The organism is Nitrosomonas marina (genome assembly GCF_900110145.1).
GTDB classification, from domain to species: Bacteria; Pseudomonadota; Gammaproteobacteria; order Burkholderiales; family Nitrosomonadaceae; genus Nitrosomonas; species Nitrosomonas marina.
Genome location: NZ_FOCP01000004.1, coordinates 41,728 through 59,868 on the forward strand (window position 1 = coordinate 41,728; position 18,141 = coordinate 59,868).

Annotated in this window: 14 protein-coding genes and 1 pseudogene; 3 read left to right on the forward strand and 12 right to left on the reverse strand. The window is 49.5% G+C overall.

The features are described 5' to 3' along the window. Window positions 1-27: 27 nt before the first annotated feature. The 5 genes from BMX44_RS03830 to BMX44_RS03850 form a co-directional block, all read right to left on the reverse strand. Window positions 28-366: a hypothetical protein gene (locus BMX44_RS03830; RefSeq protein ID WP_090628278.1), complete on the reverse strand. Its 339-nt coding sequence runs from the start codon at window positions 364-366 to the stop codon at window positions 28-30. 183 nt (window positions 367-549) lie between these two features. Continuing rightward, entirely contained in the window at window positions 550-1,428 is an 879-nt protein-coding gene (gene sucD / locus BMX44_RS03835) for a succinate--CoA ligase subunit alpha (protein WP_090628279.1), read from the reverse strand. Window positions 1,429-1,470: 42 nt separating this feature from the next. Continuing rightward, the gene (sucC, locus tag BMX44_RS03840; protein WP_090628281.1) at window positions 1,471-2,637 is read right to left on the reverse strand and encodes an ADP-forming succinate--CoA ligase subunit beta; all 1,167 of its coding nucleotides are present in this window, start codon (window positions 2,635-2,637) and stop codon (window positions 1,471-1,473) included. 189 nt (window positions 2,638-2,826) lie between these two features. After that, entirely contained in the window at window positions 2,827-3,828 is a 1,002-nt protein-coding gene (locus BMX44_RS03845; protein WP_090628282.1) for an agmatine deiminase family protein, read from the reverse strand. Between the two features lie 115 nt (window positions 3,829-3,943). After that, the gene (locus tag BMX44_RS03850) at window positions 3,944-4,351 is read right to left on the reverse strand and encodes a DUF4156 domain-containing protein (protein WP_245738819.1); all 408 of its coding nucleotides are present in this window, start codon (window positions 4,349-4,351) and stop codon (window positions 3,944-3,946) included. A 263-nt stretch (window positions 4,352-4,614) separates the two neighbouring features. Between BMX44_RS03850 and BMX44_RS03855 the strand changes: the two genes are divergently transcribed. Continuing rightward, window positions 4,615-6,123 carry an alpha/beta hydrolase family protein gene (locus tag BMX44_RS03855; RefSeq protein WP_090628284.1) on the forward strand — a complete coding sequence of 503 codons (1,509 nt, stop codon included), beginning with the start codon at window positions 4,615-4,617 and terminating at the stop codon, window positions 6,121-6,123. 3 nt (window positions 6,124-6,126) lie between these two features. Here BMX44_RS03855 and BMX44_RS03860 read toward each other — a convergent pair whose 3' ends face one another. The 7 genes and pseudogenes from BMX44_RS03860 to BMX44_RS03885 form a co-directional block, all read right to left on the reverse strand. Beyond that, window positions 6,127-6,459, reverse strand: a complete 333-nt coding sequence (locus tag BMX44_RS03860; RefSeq protein ID WP_090628285.1) for an acylphosphatase — start codon at window positions 6,457-6,459, stop codon at window positions 6,127-6,129. 61 nt (window positions 6,460-6,520) lie between these two features. Beyond that, complete coding sequence (locus BMX44_RS03865) at window positions 6,521-7,249, reverse strand: hypothetical protein (protein WP_090628286.1); 729 nt, start codon at window positions 7,247-7,249, stop codon at window positions 6,521-6,523. 148 nt (window positions 7,250-7,397) lie between these two features. After that, window positions 7,398-8,519, reverse strand: a complete 1,122-nt coding sequence (locus tag BMX44_RS03870) for a deoxyguanosinetriphosphate triphosphohydrolase (protein ID WP_090628287.1) — start codon at window positions 8,517-8,519, stop codon at window positions 7,398-7,400. Next, window positions 8,512-9,612, reverse strand: a complete 1,101-nt coding sequence (aroB, locus tag BMX44_RS03875) for a 3-dehydroquinate synthase (protein WP_281246241.1) — start codon at window positions 9,610-9,612, stop codon at window positions 8,512-8,514. The genes BMX44_RS03870 and aroB overlap by 8 nt, the downstream gene beginning before the upstream one ends. Before the next feature lie 105 nt (window positions 9,613-9,717). After that, window positions 9,718-10,212, reverse strand: a pseudogene (locus tag BMX44_RS17400) (shikimate kinase); the annotation flags it as partial. A 79-nt stretch (window positions 10,213-10,291) separates the two neighbouring features. After that, window positions 10,292-13,471: an efflux RND transporter permease subunit gene (locus BMX44_RS03880; protein ID WP_090628290.1), complete on the reverse strand. Its 3,180-nt coding sequence runs from the start codon at window positions 13,469-13,471 to the stop codon at window positions 10,292-10,294. Window positions 13,472-13,514: 43 nt separating this feature from the next. Next, the gene (locus BMX44_RS03885) at window positions 13,515-14,648 is read right to left on the reverse strand and encodes an efflux RND transporter periplasmic adaptor subunit (protein WP_090628292.1); all 1,134 of its coding nucleotides are present in this window, start codon (window positions 14,646-14,648) and stop codon (window positions 13,515-13,517) included. A 482-nt stretch (window positions 14,649-15,130) separates the two neighbouring features. On the opposite strand from BMX44_RS03885, the gene BMX44_RS03895 reads away from it, so the two are divergent. Together BMX44_RS03895 and BMX44_RS03900 are read left to right on the forward strand one after the other, a co-directional pair. Continuing rightward, on the forward strand, window positions 15,131-16,855 hold the full coding sequence (locus tag BMX44_RS03895) for a multicopper oxidase domain-containing protein (RefSeq protein ID WP_090628297.1): 1,725 nt from the start codon (window positions 15,131-15,133) through the stop codon (window positions 16,853-16,855). Then, complete coding sequence (locus BMX44_RS03900; protein ID WP_090628299.1) at window positions 16,848-17,975, forward strand: cupredoxin domain-containing protein; 1,128 nt, start codon at window positions 16,848-16,850, stop codon at window positions 17,973-17,975. Before BMX44_RS03895 ends, BMX44_RS03900 begins: the two co-directional genes overlap by 8 nt. Window positions 17,976-18,141 lie beyond the last annotated feature (166 nt).

Consider the following 18,141-nt stretch of genomic DNA (forward strand, 5'->3'; position numbering starts at 1 on the left):
CTTCAATCCGTCAATACGTTTTGACAATTATTTCTTTTTACCGCATATAGCATAGCCGTCATCCCAGCCGGTCCGGTATTGACCATCGCTTTCATACCGCTCACGGTCTTTAAAGCCCCACTTGGAGCCTTTGGCGCTTTCGCAACCGTCTATATAACCCTCTTGAGAACCGGGTGGATAACCCATCAGATTATAGGTTGGCCGGGTACTTGGCGGCAATGGACCTGCCGGACGTTCTATAGACGGTTTGGCGGCCGGTTTGGGTGGTTTCGGGGTTTGCAAGACCGGTTCCAGCAGAGCGCAGCCTGACACCGTTAAAAAAACATACGCAGCAACACAATATTTAAAATGGATCTTTGTTTGCATCTACTATCCCCGTACGCGAAACAGATAAAAATGAATCTAGAACTCTATCCATGTGTTATTGTCAGGTACAACGTTACTACGCTGTCATGCCGGAAGATACAGCACGGCACGAGAGATGCTTTCCTTTTTAAGGTACTGCTTACCGAACCCGACAAAATCACATGGATAAAGTACTCACCGCAATCAACCCAGCGCAGACTTCAGCAATTTTCCCATCTCAGCGGGATTGCGCGTTACCTGTATTCCACATTCTTCCATAACCGCAAGCTTTTCCTGCGCCGTGCCCTTGCCTCCCGAAATGATCGCGCCGGCATGCCCCATCCGCTTTCCCGGCGGTGCCGTAACACCGGCAATAAACCCAACGACAGGTTTGCGCATATTGTCCTTGATCCAGCGCGCGCTTTCTTCTTCATCAGTACCACCTATTTCACCGACCATAAGCACTGCATCGGTTTCATCGTCATCATTGAATAACCGCATCACATCGAGATGTTTCAATCCATTGACCGGATCACCACCGATGCCGATACAGGTTGATTGTCCGAGCCCCTGCTCCATCAGCTGGGCAACCGCTTCATAGGTCAGTGTGCCCGATCGCGATACCACACCGATACGCCCTTTTTTATGAATATACCCGGGCATAATGCCAATCTTGATTTCATCAGGTGTGATGATACCGGGACAATTCGGACCGATCAGACGGGTTTTTTTGCCTCGCATTTTATAGCGCGTACGGATCATGTCACGTACCGGGATACCTTCGGTGATACAGATTACCAGATCAAGTTCCGCTTCGACCGCTTCATCAATCGCTGCAGCGGCATACGGCGGTGGCACATATATCACCGAGACAGTAGCGCCCGTGGCTTCCCTGGCTTCCCTGACTGTACCGTAAACCGGTATGCCCTCGAAGTTTTCGCCCGGCTTGCGCGGATTGACACCTGCCACAAAGCATGACTGACCATTCGCGTATTCACGGCACATTCGGGTATGGAACTGACCTGTTTTACCGGTTATTCCCTGAGTCATTACACGGCTGTTCTGATTGATAAGGATGGACATGAATCACAGCTCCTTCACTAGATTAATCGAATACATGACAAATCAGGCGTTTTCAGCCGCCCTGACAACTTTCTGCGCTGCATCGGCCATATTCCCGGCAGCAATAACGGAAAGACCTGAATCTGCAAGTATCTGTTTGCCAAGCTTCACATTAGTCCCTTCCAGACGGACTACCAGCGGTACTGTCAACCGAACCTCACGCGCCGCCTGCACCACACCTTCCGCGATCACGTCACAACGCATAATGCCACCGAAAATATTGACTAGAATCGCTTCAAGCTTTGGGTTTTTTAACATCAACTTGAATGCCTCGGTCACTTTCTCCGCTGTTGCACCGCCACCAACATCCAGAAAATTGGCCGGATTACCGCCATAAAGTTTTATGATATCCATCGTTGCCATCGCAAGTCCGGCGCCGTTAACCAGGCAACCGATATTACCGTCGAGCGGAATATACGACAAATCGTGTTCAGAAGCCTCGATTTCGAGCGGTTCCTCTTCATCGAGATCACGCAAAGAGGCGATTTCTGGATGACGAAACAGCGCATTATCGTCAAAGTTCATTTTTGCATCGAGTGCGAGTATGTGGTTGTCTGCCGTCAACACCAGCGGATTAATCTCGGCAAGCGATGCGTCCTTGTCGTCAAATGCCTTATACAGTCCTTTCAGCAACGTTGCAGCTGCACCACGACTCGCATCAGGAATACCGGTTTTTGCCGCCATGTCCAACGCCTCATCGTCCGATATCCCGGCAATTGGATCAATCATCAGCTTGTGGATTTTTTCCGGCGTTTCCGCCGCCACCTGTTCAATATCCATACCGCCTTCAGCGCTCGTCATCATGCATACACGCTGGCTGTCACGGTCGACTACCATACCGACATAATATTCAGTGACGATACTCACGCCTTCCTCGATAAACAACCGGTGAACAGTCTGCCCATCCGGACCGGTCTGATGCGTTACCAGCTGCATGCCAAACATGTTACCGGCCAATTCTCGGACTTCCTCAATCGATTGTGCGATCTTGACGCCACCGCCCTTGCCTCGCCCACCGGCATATATCTGCGCCTTTACAACCCAGGTATCGCCACCGAGTTGCTGCGCGGCGTTTACAGCCTCATCGACGTTGAAACAGGCAATACCGCGTGGCGTTGCCACTCCATATTGCCGCAGAATTTCCTTGGCCTGATATTCATGAATTTTCATAACACGGATTCTGATAGAAGATTGGAAATATGAATAATGCCAGCCAGTATAACGCAAATTTTCGTACTCGCCATGTAAGCCGGAGACTCATCTACCTGGCCCGATCCATTTAGCCTATACTCGAAAAACCGGTTTATGCCCGTGCCACGAACGGGGCTGTGGCTCTATCAACAGTATTCCAACTACCCGTCAGAACGGCCACTGTTGAGTGACACAATGGATACCTCCTCCTCCGACAACCAGATTGCTTGCGTCAAACGGAACAATTTTTCTGTCTGGAAGAGCCCGTTTGATAGCATCGACGGCGGCGATATCGTTTTTTTGTCCAAAAACCGGAAACAACAGCGCATCGTTGACAAAATAAAAATTGATGTATGAAGCTGCAAGCCGTCTTTCACCAGCGTACATCGGTGATGGCTGATTAATTGGCACCACTTGCAGGCTGCGCCCCCGCGCATCCGTCTCCCGATTCAGAATAGCCAGATTTTCTTTCAAAATCTCGTAATTCCGGTCGGTAACGTCATCACTGCATAAAGCTGCGATCATGCCCGGCTGAATGAACGCTGCGACATTATCACTATGACCATCCGTTTCATCGTCGCAAAGACCCCACGGCAGCCAGATCACTTTTGTCACGCCAAGCAAATCCTGAAAATACGATTCTGCTTCAACCTTATCCAAACCCGGGTTGCGATTAGTATTTAGCACGACGCTTTCGGTTGTCAGCAATGTTCCTTCGCCGTCAACGCTAAAAGCGCCTCCCTCGAGATATAGCGGCGCTTCAATCAGACCCATGTTATCCAGCTGTGAAATATAGTCAGGAAGTCGGGCGTCGTTATGATAAGGGGTGTACTTCTCGCCCCACGCATTGAACTTCCATTTCAGGATTTTCTGTGCATTGTCGTTATCATCGCTGACATAGATCGGCCCGCTGTCCCGTACCCAGCCGTCGTCAATCTGTACCGGAATAACGGTAACATTCGGTTCCTGCACATCCAGCCGATTAACAATTGATTTATAATCCGCCGGTGGCACCAGCAGGCGCACCGGTTCAAAACACGCTATCTCTCTGACCAGTGCCATATAAGTTTCTATCGCATCATTGTACTTGTCTTGCCAGATACCGGATCTGGCAGGCCAGGCAATATACGTTAATCGATGCTTCGTCCATTCTGCCCTCATTGTATACATCACAAACTCATTGCCGGATAATTACGAACGCGCATTCTGCTGTCTTTTCAATATTTAATGTGGGCGATAAACAAAATCGCTGTCGGTATTTTCCTGCAACAATATCTCAGTCGAATTATTCACACACATACGCGTTTCCCGTAAACATAATCCTTTGTTCGACTCCAGGGATTGCATAACGCGCAGTATTATAGGCCTGTAGTATATGCACTGTATTACCGCCCAGCTTTGCTGTTTCTGCACGCAGCCTGTCGCGGGCGATAATCAGACGTTCCGGATAGGTCATATCGCTGTCCTCGGCCTCTGATGCACCTGTGACTTTGCCAAGCGGATTGCAACCTGTCAGATCCTGTTCCTTGCCAAGCAATAGCAAAATCGGCCCGGCCTTTTTGGAATCGGGCGCGTCAGCCACCACTGGCTGACCGGCCAGCAGAAAAACCAATCCAGCGACCGGAACCAGCAAACGCATTTTCAATTGAACAAACATCATAGCCTCCACAAACATTTGATTGCTTGATTTCATTGATATTCAATAAAACTGTTATAACTAGCGTAATATTTTAACACCCGTTAACGCTGTTGTTTCAGTCTCACCAATAAACCGCCTCCTGCATTGCGCCGGATGCAAAACCAGTACACACAGGCGCCGTGCAAAGCGGTTTCAAAAGAACAAATTGATTGGCATTTTTTGTGTTAACGTGAGATTTATATTTTTTTTCACAAAAACTAAAAAATTCAAAAAATTATCAAAACAAACCTGTGTATGGAAAGAAAAGACAAACCATTATGAACCATGACATTTGCACACATCACCAGCTTCGGTTAAGAAATCTGTTACGTTTTTTAACCGCATTAATGGTAGTTACCACTTGCACACCACTGCATGCCGTCGCATTGCTCTCCGACAAACTGGAACTCTATCTGCCCTGGACGCACTATCACGGACTGACCTATTCCGTACAAATGAATCCAGCGACCGAAAATGCACAGGCATTCCGACTGAACAGTACGACAGCGCGCGACGTCAGTACGTTTGAATCCGTGCTTGCAATTGTCGACGACGACCTGACCATAGCAATTCCGCTGGTCGGGTTTCGTGGCGAACTATACCGCGCAACGCTGAATCATGACGGTGGCGATGTATTCCGGGTTACGAATGCCACGCCCGTATCCGCCACGGCAGGCAGAGGGGCTCTGCTTTCGGCGACACTGATGGAGACCAGAACAGTCGAACAGATTGCGCTGGAATACCCGATAGCCGCCTTCGCCGGACTAGAATTGCGCTATGATGTTACCGTATACCGGATCGGATACCAGACACAGGATGCATTTGGCAATCTTGTTTCTGCGTCCGGCGTTGTCGGCATGCCGGTGGGTATACCGGCGGGTGCGCCGCTGCTGAGCTTCCAGCATGGCACCATTACCCGCAGCGACCAGGCGCCAAGCATCAACCCTGAGGAAACAGGCGCCGACCTGGCGCTGTATCTGATGGCCGCACGTGGTTATGCAGTCTTGGTGCCGGACTATCTGGGATTTGGCGACAATACCGGCCTGCACCCGTTCATGCACGCCAAAACACTGGCCTGGTCGACGATCGACCTGATCCGCGCCGTGCGCTCCCTGGCGGCAGATAGCGGTTTTCCGTTGAACGGGCAACTGTTTCTGGCTGGTTATTCCGAAGGCGGCTATGCCACCATGGCAGCACAGCGCGAAATCGAAACCCACCATGCCGACGAGCTTATCATCACCGCTTCAGCACCAATGGCGGGTGCCTACGATTTGTCCGGCACCATGCTCCAGCAGGCATTGTCGGGCGGTCCCTTGCCCAAGCCGATGTATTTTCCTTACGTGCTGCTCGCTTACAACCAGATTTACGGATTTGAAGATGACCTTGAAAATCTTTTCAATGAAAACATTGCCTCTGCAGTGCCCGGCCTGTTTGACGGCTCAAACGACGGCGACATGATCGATGACGCGCTGCCAGCAACGGCACAAGAACTGTTTTCGCCCGTTCTGCTTGCCGCGCTGGAGAACGGCGGTAACCACCCGCTCAGAGTAGCGCTGGCGCACAACGACGTGTATCGCTGGACGCCGGTTTCACCAATGCGCCTGTATCATTGCCAGGATGATGAACATGTGCCCTACGCCAACGCTCTGGTCGCCATGGATTACTTTATCGCCGTGAGCGCTGATGTCAGCCTGGAAACGCTGTTTTTCGGAGGGCACTCGGACTGTGCAATTCCGGCGCTGCTCAGCGGTAACGCCTGGTTTGATTCGCTGGTCGTGCTGCCGTAAGCATCACAGATAAAATTCGACATTGGGCGACCAGTTAAACCGGCTGACATTATCGGTGGTCACCTGATGTTCGAATAACTCGATAAAATGGTCGCAGACATGCAGCGATTCAACGCGGGCCTGCCACGAGTTGATGGGTTTACCAGCCTGCAGTTTCCCGATCATTTCATCGATCGCAGCTGCATCGCCCACAAGCGAGCAATGCACACGGTTCGTATCTGCAGCATCGTTTGAGGCGCCACCTTCGAGTTTGCGCTGTTGTGCGCCGCGAATAAACGTCTGCCTGAACATGACATTCTGGACATTGCCGGTCACATAAAAGCTGATCTTCTTCACCGATGATTCACAGTTAAATATTGAACAAATTTATGCTTATCAAGGTCCCGCCCATTGACAGTCATTCAGACAGGAATGTGATTTTCTTGATAAACGCTTCCGATGCACCCTGTGTTTTACTGGTATTCTTCTGGAAAGCGAACGCGGTAATAGGCGGTGTTTTCTTCTGGTTAAAGACCGTTTTAAATCGCTCGTCTACTTCAAAATCCGTGGTAATGGTTTTGCCCGACTGATCACCCGAAGCCACACAAAAATAGCGGCCACCTTCGCGCCAGAGTTTACCGATGTACATTTTACCTGGCTCTTCTTCCTTGCCGATAAACGGACTCAGAAAGTAAGGCGCGGACTTGAGACCCAATGGTAATCCACTTGACAGCTTCTTCGTACCAAACGACAACATGACCGCAATCGGCACGCCGTTGACACCATTATTCCAGTCTGCACCCTCGGGATATTGATTGACTCCCCACACAATTTCCACACGTTTAACGTTGTGAATAAAATCCTGCTCTGCAAATCTCAGGCCAAATAAACCCGCCGTCTCCGTCTGCGTGCTGATGACCAGAGCATCGTTTTCAAATCGTGGTGCCAGCGCTTTGGCGTCCAGTTCGAATTCGAACCCCTGTTGTTCAAGCCAGGCAAGCGCACTGCCTTCACCCTTTCCGGTAAAATCTATTTCGTGAATCACCCGCTCTGCGGCATGTGCAGTTGTTGTATAAACGAAAAAAACCAGACAGGCTATCACTACAGTCCATCCATGTTTTATGGTATGAAGTGATGTATCTCGCATTGTATTTACCTCAAAAACGACTCAATTGGTAGTCACATGTCATAAAAACAACATTGTCTTTTTCAGTTTTGGAACATATTTTAGCGAATAGGTTGCCGGTTCTCTACCCGATTTAAGCGCACAGGACTTCAAATTTTTATACCAATTATTAATCCTGTGTGATCGCAAACAACCGCTGATACTCGCGAATGGCGTAGCGGTCGGTCATGCCCGCGATATAATCAGCGATGGCCTGATGGCCTTCCTGCTCGAATTTGTGTTGATATTTGACGGGAAGCAGGCGTACATTGGAACTGAACGCTTCAAACAGCCGCCTGATCGTATGCGACGCTTTATTGCTCATCCGCATTACACGATAATGCAGGTACAGGTTGTCATACAGGAATTTTTTCAGCTGTTGCTGCTCTTTTTTGACGGGATCGCTGAAACCGATCAGCGGCGGCGCCAGATACACATCATCCAGACCGTGCAATTGCGCCCTGGCTATATTCTGTCTGCTTTGTGTCGTTAAATCGATAGCCAGAGTGTTAATCATGCTGCGCACGGTCTCATAAACCAACCGTCGTTCTGTGAGCCCGGGATAGGTTTTCCTGACTTCATTCAGATGCCGGGAAAAAATACTGACCTCCATTAGCTGCTCAAGTGAAATCAGTCCTGAACGCAGCCCGTCATCAACATCGTGATTGTTATAAGCAATTTCGTCGGCAAAGTTAGCCAGCTGCGCTTCTAGTGACGGCCTTGTATTCTGAATAAAACGCTCTCCCACAGCGCCCAGCTTGCGGGCATTATTTTTTGACGCACGTTTCAGGATGCCCGCACGGGTCTCAAAACACAGATTCAACCCGTCAAACGCGGCGTAACGCTCTTCCAGAATATCGACCACCCGCAATGACTGCAAATTATGTTCAAAACCACCATATTCCTTCATACACACGTTCAATGCGTCCTGTCCGGCGTGACCGAACGGAGTATGCCCAAGATCATGCGCAAGCGTGATCGCTTCCACCAAGTCTTCGTTCAGATACAAATTGCGCGCGATCGAACGTCCAATTTGAGCCACTTCCAGGCTGTGCGTCAAGCGCGTGCGAAACAGGTCTCCTTCATGGTTGACAAATACCTGGGTTTTATATTCGAGTCGCCGAAAAGCTTTTGAATGAATTATTCGGTCGCGGTCGCGCTGGAACTCACCACGACCCACAGGTGGTGATTCGCCAAACGTTCGGCCACGGGAGTTTTTTTCGGATACAGCATACGGTGCAAGTTCACTCATGCGTCATACAGGTATTCAGTGTATCAATAATCAGCTCGGGTGGAATATCCGCGCGCATCACGGCTTCGCCAATACGGTTGAGCAGAATAAAACGGGTTTTTCCGGCGGATACCTTTTTATCCAGCGCCATCAACTCAAGATATCTTTCCGGTTTGAGCCTGGGAGCTTTAACCGGCAAACCAGCCTGCTGAAAAATAGCATGAATACGCGCCACATCAGCTTCGTTGATTAATTTCATGCGCCGTGACAGATCTGCAGCCAGCACGGTTCCAGCCGCAACGGCCTCACCATGCAGCCAGACACCATAACCCATGCCATTCTCGATCGCATGACCGAATGTGTGGCCGAGATTCAGCAGAGCGCGCACCCCGCTCTCCTTTTCGTCTGCTGCGACAATTTCAGCCTTGTTTTCGCAACTGCGTTGAATTGCCTCATTCAGAATTGCTGGATCGCGTGAAAGCAACCGCTGCATGTTTTTTTCAAGCCATTCAAAAAATGCAGGATCGCGAATCAAGCCATATTTTATGATCTCCGCAATGCCCGCCCGCAATTCCCTGTCCGGCAACGTATCCAGCGTAGCGCTGTCGGCAAGTACCATGCGCGGCTGATAAAATGCGCCGATCATGTTTTTTCCCAGCGCATGATTAATCCCGGTTTTGCCGCCAACAGAGGAATCGACCTGCGCCAGCAATGTGGTCGGTATCTGGATAAACGGCACACCGCGCAGGTAGGTAGCTGCGGCAAACCCGGTCAGGTCGCCAATCACTCCGCCGCCAAGTGCCAGGATGGTTGTAGTACGTTCACAATGATTCTTTAACAGGGCATCGAAGATTTGATTCAACGTTTCCCAGTTCTTGTAGGCCTCACCATCGGGCAAAATGATGGGAATCGACTGTACGCCTTTTTGCTCAAGCGCAGCAGAGAGACTATCCAGATACAAGGGCGCGACTGTGGTATTGCTGACAATGGCCACACGCTTCTGTTTGAGACAGGACGCAACAAGCTCCGACTGACCCAGAATACCGTTACCGATGTGGATTGGATAATTCCGTGTCTCTGAAGATGAGGAGAATTCGACCGTTATGGTTCGCATAGATTGATCTGTATATGAAATGGATTGAGTTAATTGGAAAGCTGCCAGCCGCTTGACCAGTTCCTTGACCAGAAAACGGATATTCTGCCTTGCTGTGTCAATGATAATATGAGCCGTTTGTTGATAGAACCTGTCCCGTTGCTGATACAGTTGAGTCAGTTTATCGCGCAGATTGCTTGTCTGCAGTAATGGCCGGTTTTTATCATGCCGCGTCCGGCGATATAAATCATTAATCGATGCTCTTAAATACACCACGATTCCGCTTTGTTTCAGCACATCCCGGTTTTCCTGGCTGAGTACAGCGCCACCGCCGGTTGCCAAAACAACATTGTTTTTGCAGACTAGTTTTTTCAATGCCTGCGATTCCCGTCTGCGAAAGCCCTCTTCTCCTTCGATTTCGAATATGACCGGAATCTTTACGCCGGTGCATTTTTGAATTTCATGATCGCAATCGAAAAACTGCTTGCCTGTATAGCTGGCCAGCGCTTTTCCTATGGTCGTTTTTCCAGCCCCCATCATACCAACCAGAATGATATTACGGTTGTTCAGAGACTGCACGAGCTTTCTGTCCGAACCAGCAGCTTTATTACGTGTATTCATAGCCTGATTATATCAAGCCCGCCACGGAAAACTGTCGGCAACTCAAACATTGGAGTTAAACGAAAAATTCAACGTCAGCCTATTCAGTTTTTCCATATCCAGTTGACGTCCGAAGGGTGTTATAGCGCAAACCATTTGCATTATCCGATTCATACTTTTTCCAGCGCATGTTTGATCGTGGCGGTTCATGCTTTGAAACAAACCACGAAAAAAACAATGGCACAAACACAGTAGCGACAAACGCTGCCAGAATCATGCCTCCAAAAACGCCTGTGCCCATGGATTGACGTGCGGCCGAACCCGCGCCGGTCGCAATGACCAATGGCACCACACCCAGAATAAACGCCATTGAGGTCATCACAATGGGTCGGAAACGCAGATGAGCGGACTCTATCGCCGCACGCTTGGCGTCCATGCCCGCTTTCATTTTCTGGTTGGCGAATTCAACTAATAATATCGCATTTTTCGCCGCCAATCCGATTAACGTTACCATGCCGATTTGAAAATAAATATCATTCGGCATATCCCGTAACAGCACGGCTATCAGCGCACCCGCCATGGCAAAAGGCACCGCCATGATCACTGCCAGCGGCAGCGCCCAGGTTTCAAACTGAGCCGCCAGAATCAAGAACACCATGATTATCGCCAGACTGAACGCAAACACAGCAGCCTCTCCTGTTCTTTTTTCCTGAAAATCCTTACCGGTCCATGCGACCTGGTAGCCGTCAGGCAAAACCCGTTCTGCCACCTGTTCGACTAATGTAATTGCATCCCCCGAACTTAAGCCTGGCACACCGCTGCCTATAACCTTGGCTGACAGCAAACCGTTAAAGCGCTCCAGTTGTTCGGCCCCAACGATATGTTTGACCTGCACCAGTGCAGACAACGGTATCATAAGACCCGAGTTTGAACGCACATACACCTTACCGATATCTTCGGGTTTCATGCGATAGGCAGCTTCGGCCTGTAACTGCACACGGTAGGTTCGGCCGGCACGATTAAAATCGTTCACATAAAGCGACCCCATCGTGCTTTGCAGCGTCTCGTAAATGTGTGCTATGGGTACGCCCTGTGAAACCGCCTTGGCTTCGTCGACCGACACAAAAAACTGCGGCACCTTGGATCGATAGAAAGTATTGGCAGTTGCCAGTTTGGGTTCCTGTTTCAATGCCTGCATAAAGTCATCCACAACCCTGGCAAGCTGCTGCGGATCAGTGTTTGTACGGCTTTGCACGTAAAGCTCAAAGCCCCCGGTGCTACCGAGTCCACGGATTGCAGGCGGATTGAATGCCACGGCCAGGCCGTCGGTTTGCTGCGCGCCCACGGCAAATAACTGATTCACCAGATCATCGGCAGTCGTTTCCCGATCCGACCAGTCTGTCATTCGTGTAAAAACCGTCGCCACATTGGTCTTGTTGCCGCCACCGATAAAATCCAGACCATTTACGGCGAATTGAAAAGCAACATCCGGGTTTTTCGCAATTTCGGTACGAATTGCATCACTGGTCGCAATCGTGCGTGACAACGACGCACTGTCAGGAAGAATAACCGCAGTAATCACATAACCCTGATCCTCAGATGGGACAAGGCTGCCCGGTATGATTTTCAACAGTAAACTCACGCCACCGATAAACGCGGCAAATATCAATACGCTGACCAGAACATGTCGTATTGCTGCATCGACCATGCTGACGTAAAAATTGCGCAGCCGATTGAACGTGCGGTTGAACCAATCAAAAAAAACCGCACGCCGTTGAGTGGCATGTAGCAGCATGGCGCACAGGGTTGGGGTCAGTGTCAACGCTACAACTCCGGAAATCACACCCGCCACCGCAACCGTTACGGCAAACTGACGGTATAACTCGCCAGCCATGCCGCCCAGAAACGCGACCGGAACAAAAACCGCCACCAGAACCAGCGTCATTGCAACCACGGCGCTGGACACCTGCTGCATGGCCTTGATGGCAGCATTTATCGGCGCGAGTTTTTCCTCGGAAATCAGCCGCTCAATATTCTCCAGGACCACGATCGCATCATCCACGACAATACCGATAGACAGCACCATGGCAAACAGCGTCATGGTGTTAATTGAATAACCCAACAGCCATAATCCAGCAAACGTCCCGATAAGAGAAATCGGTACGGCTATGATCGGAATGATCGTCGCACGCCAGCTTTGCAAAAAGATGTAGACAACCAGCACAACCAGCACCATCGCTTCCAGCAGTGTTTTGACAACTTCCCATATCGACGCCTTGACGAATTCGCTGGTGTCATACGGCAAAACATAGTGCATGCCTTCCGGGAACGTCGGCTGTAGCGCTGCCATTTTGGCCTTGATCGCGGCAGCCGTATCCAGCGCATTTGAGCCGGTTTGTAAAAAAATACCGATACCGACGCCCGGCTTGCCATTTAACAGATTTTGAATGTTGTACTCCTGCGCACCCAGTTCGATGCGCGCAACATCCTTAAGGAACAAAATACCACGCTGCCCGTCTGCACGCAGAATAATATTGCCGAATTCCTCCGTTTCTAAAAGTCTGCCTTTAGCGGTCACAGTATAAACCAGCTGCTGATCTGCAAGAGCTGGCTCCTGGCCGATTTTACCCGCTGCATATTGCGCGTTTTGGGTACGAATCGCTGCTGCAATATCGCTGGTGGTGATCCCCAGTTGCGCCATTTTGTCCGGTTGCAACCAGATGCGCATAGAGTAGTCCTGCGATCCAAAAATTCGCGCTTCGCCGACGCCAGCTGTACGTTTGAGCTCATCAAGAAAATGATTGGTGATATAGTTACTCAAAAACAGCGGTGTATGGGCTTCGTCAGTCGAGGTAACTGCAAATACGAGCAGTAAATCATTGGCGCGCTTCTGAATAGTGATACCTGACCGCCTGACTTCATCGGGCAGGCGTGGCAACGCGATATTGACCCGGTTGCTGATGTTGAAAGTCGCAAGATCAATATCTGTCCCGATCTCAAACGTTACAGTGATGGTCAACTGACCACTCGAATCAGCGCTCGAATTGAAATACAGCAAGTCATCGACACCACTCAGCTGTTCCTCTATCGGTGCGGCAACTGTTTTTATCAGCGTCTCTGCGCTGGCACCGGGAAATCTCGCTGTTACCTGAACAACGGGCGGTGTAATCTGAGGATATTGTGCGATGGGCAATTGAAATGCTGCTGCGATACCGGCAAGTACGATAATTATCGACAGCACAGACGCAAAAATGGGACGTGTTATAAAAAACTTGGTCATTTTGTCTTAAGATCGTTTATGCGTACATACCAGGTAGCTGCTTTCAATAGCGCCCGGAAGACAACACCTTTGAGGCGTCGAGCCGCTCGGGGCTGACAACCATCCCCGGACTCAGCCGTATCAGATTGTTGACGACAACCTGATCACCTGCATACAAACCATCCAAAATGATCCAGTCTTTGCCAATCCATTCGCCAACGGTTATCTGGCGCGCAGCGACGACATTGTCATTGCCGATCACGTAAACGTACCGCCCCAGATCGGATGTCATAACCGCCATTTGGGGCAACAGAAATACGTCGTCTGTTTTTCCCGAAATGACGCGAACACGGACAAACTGGCCTGGCAATAGCCGACGGTCCGGGTTTTCAAATGTTGCCCTGAGCTGCTGCGTCCCAATCAACGGATCGATTTCACTCGCGGCAAAATTGATAGCACCGCTAATGGGATATTCGGTACCATCAGGCAAGATTAAAATCACTTCCTCAACATTATCTTCGCTAAGTCGGCCGTTAAAGCGGGCAAGCTCATTATCGGAAAAACTGAATCGCACCCATATCGGTGATATCTGCGTCATCGTTGTCAGCACACTGCTGTTTGCAGCCACCAGCGCCCCCTCGGAAATCAGGGAGCGCCCTGTAATACCGTCAATAGGCGCTTTGACCGTAGTATATGACAAATCCAGCTCAGCCTGCTGCACACGTGCCTTCAGCGCGTGCAGTGCGGCTTCGGTAATCATCAGGTCGGCTACCGCATTATCGTACGACCGCTCACTGACAAAATTTTCGGCAACCAGCTTTTCCTGCCGCTCCTTTTCGGTTTTGGCTTTCATGGCTCGAATACTCTGTTCAAGAAATTCCGCTTGTACCTCGGCCAGGTTTTTTCGGAACGGATCCGGATCGATCAAGTACAACGGCTCATTAGCTCTAACCGCAGCTCCTTCATGGTAGTGGCGTTTAAGTACAATACCGCCGACTCTGGGGCGAATTTCAATCTCTTTTGCACCTTCCGTCTGGGCGATTGTTTCTGCACTCAAACGCATATTGACTGGCTGCATATGCAACACCCCGACTGCCAGGGGCTCAGAGGATGATTCAGGATCGGCGGTATCACTACTGCAGGCAGAAAATAACAGCGATACAGTCGCCACAATTAAAGAAACAAAAACAATTCTCATTATCAATATTTTATTGTTCAATTCTTGTTTGATCAATACATCTTAAAAGCTGATTCTGAATTGGCACGCCGAATTAGCGACAAGAGTCTATCAGTGGCAAATGGCATTCCAAGAAAAGCTTACATGGCCGAATGGGTACTGGTACTGTATAATTAAAAAATTTGCATCGGCAGGGACGCTTCTCTTGCATGCACGGATGCACACAATATCAAATTTCTGCAGCAAACTGAATAAAACAAATTAAACATAAATCACAATTCAAAATAATTCTTAAAAAACCTTTTGACGAATAAGGTATCTAAAATTAATTATAAGGAAGTATGGGGAAATTTTAATCAATCGGTAAGTCCCGGTAAAACATCGCGACAACTATCAACAAAAATTGTGCCGCGTTAAATTCGGGACGAGGCAGATTGAAAGTTTCAATAAACGTAATACGCTTGTTAGATAAAATCAATTCAAAAGAAAAGGTGCTTAAAAAAATGCCAATCCGTAATTTGATGGCCGTTCTGGCAGCCTGCTGCATCGTTTTACCGATGAATGTGCTGGCTTCACTGAAGTTGCCTGAAACCATAAAAGTCAACCCTGCAGCATTGAATGCAGAACCCATGTGCGACCCGAAAATTTCACCGTCCTGGCGCAAGGCACAGGTCATAGAGGGCGTCAAAATCGAGGCCTCTGAAATTTGCAGTCCGGACAATCCACATCTGATTGCGGCGGCTGTCAAGGGAACCAACAATATTTCCATGGCCACATTAATGGAAACCGGTTTATCACCCGACACGATCATTAAAACCGATGACATCGATGGCGACGGAGACCCGGACCGTATTATTATCAAACTCGAAGTAATTGAGTTGAACGGGCGCACGCCTGATTTTGAAGGCGTCATCCCAACATTCGATATTGCACCGGGCATTCAGCCGGGCGCCTGGGTGTTCGCTCCCAAGACCAGCGGTATGTCAACGGAAAATTTTGAAAGCATCAGAGCCAATTCGTTGCTGCGGCTGCCCTCTCCGGTGATACGCGTCGAAGTTGGCGATATCGTTCAAATTGTTTTGGAGAATACGCACTATTTCCCACATACTATTCATCTGCATGGCGTGGACCACCCGTTCTCCCACCATGAATACGGCAGCGGCAAACAGGGCAATGACGGTGTAACGCAAACCAGCGAAATCAATCTGATGCCCGGCGAAAGGCGAGTTTATGAATTTCAGCCGCGCCAGGCCGGCACAATGTTCTACCATTGTCATGTTCAAACCCATACGCACCTGGCCATGGGACTGGCCGGCATGATTATCGTAGAGGAGAATCGACCGAATAACTGGCTGCAAACGCTGAATGTCGGCGGAGGCCATGTAAGACATCCATCCGTGGCTGTGAAAGAGCAATACGATATAGAATATGACTTGCATTACCATGCCATGGATAAGGAATTGACCAGCATTATTCAAAAATATAACGATCCCCGGCTGATAGCGCGCGAAATGAACAGACGCTATGATCTGACCGACTCTAGCGAGGACTACTACACACTGAACGGGCTGTCTTTTCCGTATACCTTGCGTGAATCAATGATCGTTGTCGAACCCGATCAGAAAATCAAGCTGCGCATGCTCAATAGCGGCGGCGAATTCATGGCGGTACATACGCATGGGCACAAAGCAACCATCACCCACTATGATGGCATCGAGCAGAATCCGGCAGCCCGGATAACACGCGATGTTTTTGACATGGCACCCGCCCAGCGCCTTGATCTGCTACTGAACACAACGAACGACGGACTGCACAGTTACGGTGCCGGTGCATGGCTTTTTCACGATCATCGTGAAAAAGGCATTACAACCGACGGCATGAGCGAAGGCGGCAGCATGAGTATGATTGCATACAAATCCTATCTTGACGACACCGGATTGCCCAAAGTCGCACACGGGATCGATTTATCAGTTTTCTTTACCAAGGAATATTACGAGAGGAGACTTCCTATCTGGCAGGATCTAGATGAAGCAGGCAGCCTGGGCGCACCCGGCGTACGTTCAGGTATTGATGCCGACACACAGGAGACCGTCACAAACCTGATAATTGGATTCATTATTGGACTGTTGATTTATACAGCCTTAGCCAGAAAGCAACACATCAAAGGAGCCGCAGCAGCTATCGTATCGAAGCTAAAAGGCTCTAAAGGGAGTAAAACCAATGAATAAGCAGTTTCTTACCATACTAGCCTGTATGATTGCGTTCTCTTCTCACGCGTATGCACAGCAGGATGAAACCGATCACAGTCAGCATGAACATGAGCAACAGAATGATCACAGTGGTCACAGCGATCAAGAAATGGACCATAGTGCTCATGAACACGATCACAGCGATCATGATGAAATGGACCATAGCGCTCACGAACACGATCACAGCGACCATGATGAAATGGACCATAGCGCTCATGACCATAGCGCCCAGGATCACAGTGGTCATGACATGGATCACAGTGCACATGATCACGGCGGGCACGATCACATGGGAGACCATAGCGGCATGACGCATGGGGATGATCATATGATGGATGCTCCCGGCGACCATTCGGAGCTTCATGGCGAAGGTGACGGACATGGGGGACATCACGGCGACCATCACCACCATCATGACGGCCATATCATGGACCATGAAGGCACCCATATTATGGGGCAGAATTTTGACAAATTGCCCAGCAGTTGTACCAGCATTTCGGAAGAAATCGAAATTACCGTGCGTGCAGGAACCAAATATGCCAAGAAATTCCCGGGAACCGCATTCGCTTTCGACCAGCAGGAATGGCACGTCGAACCCTGCTCCAAGATCACCTGGCATTTTGTCAACGAAGACAATATCCGCCATCAGTTCATGATGCACGGGTTGCCCCGGTATCTATACCCGCTTGGTATGTTTCACCTAGAAAATACAGGGCCAAGAAAAGTCTCTGGCACCATGATTGTGCCCGCAGCGGATGAAACCTACCTGGTGCATTGCGACATCGCACAGCACATGGAAAAAGGCATGAAAGCGCAACTCGTCGTCGGAAAAGGCGGAGAGGATATACCAAGTATTCCCGGGCTGACACCTTATATCATCAACGACAAGTACGAAGCGGAAGATTTGCCTCAAGTCTCGGACGAGGATAATGGCAAAAAGAAAGATTCCTTTACAAAACAGGTTACCGATTTTTACAACGATAACGTTCCGCTTTCAGGGATGTCACTCATTGGCTTGCTATTCGGTCTAGTCTGTGCGCCGTTATTTATCAGAATGATCGCGCTGGGAAAAAGAAAAACAAAGGAAGAAAACGTTTAATGCACTGAAAACGCATGCCTTTCGTAACTGCTAAATTGCGGAAGATGAACCGCGCAAACCTGTGCACTTAGCCGCAACCAGTGGTATCGCAACAAAAATTGCCGTACCGCTGGTCTGTAACCGAAATCTCTCATCAATACACGCTCTCCTGCCCTTGCTGATTCAG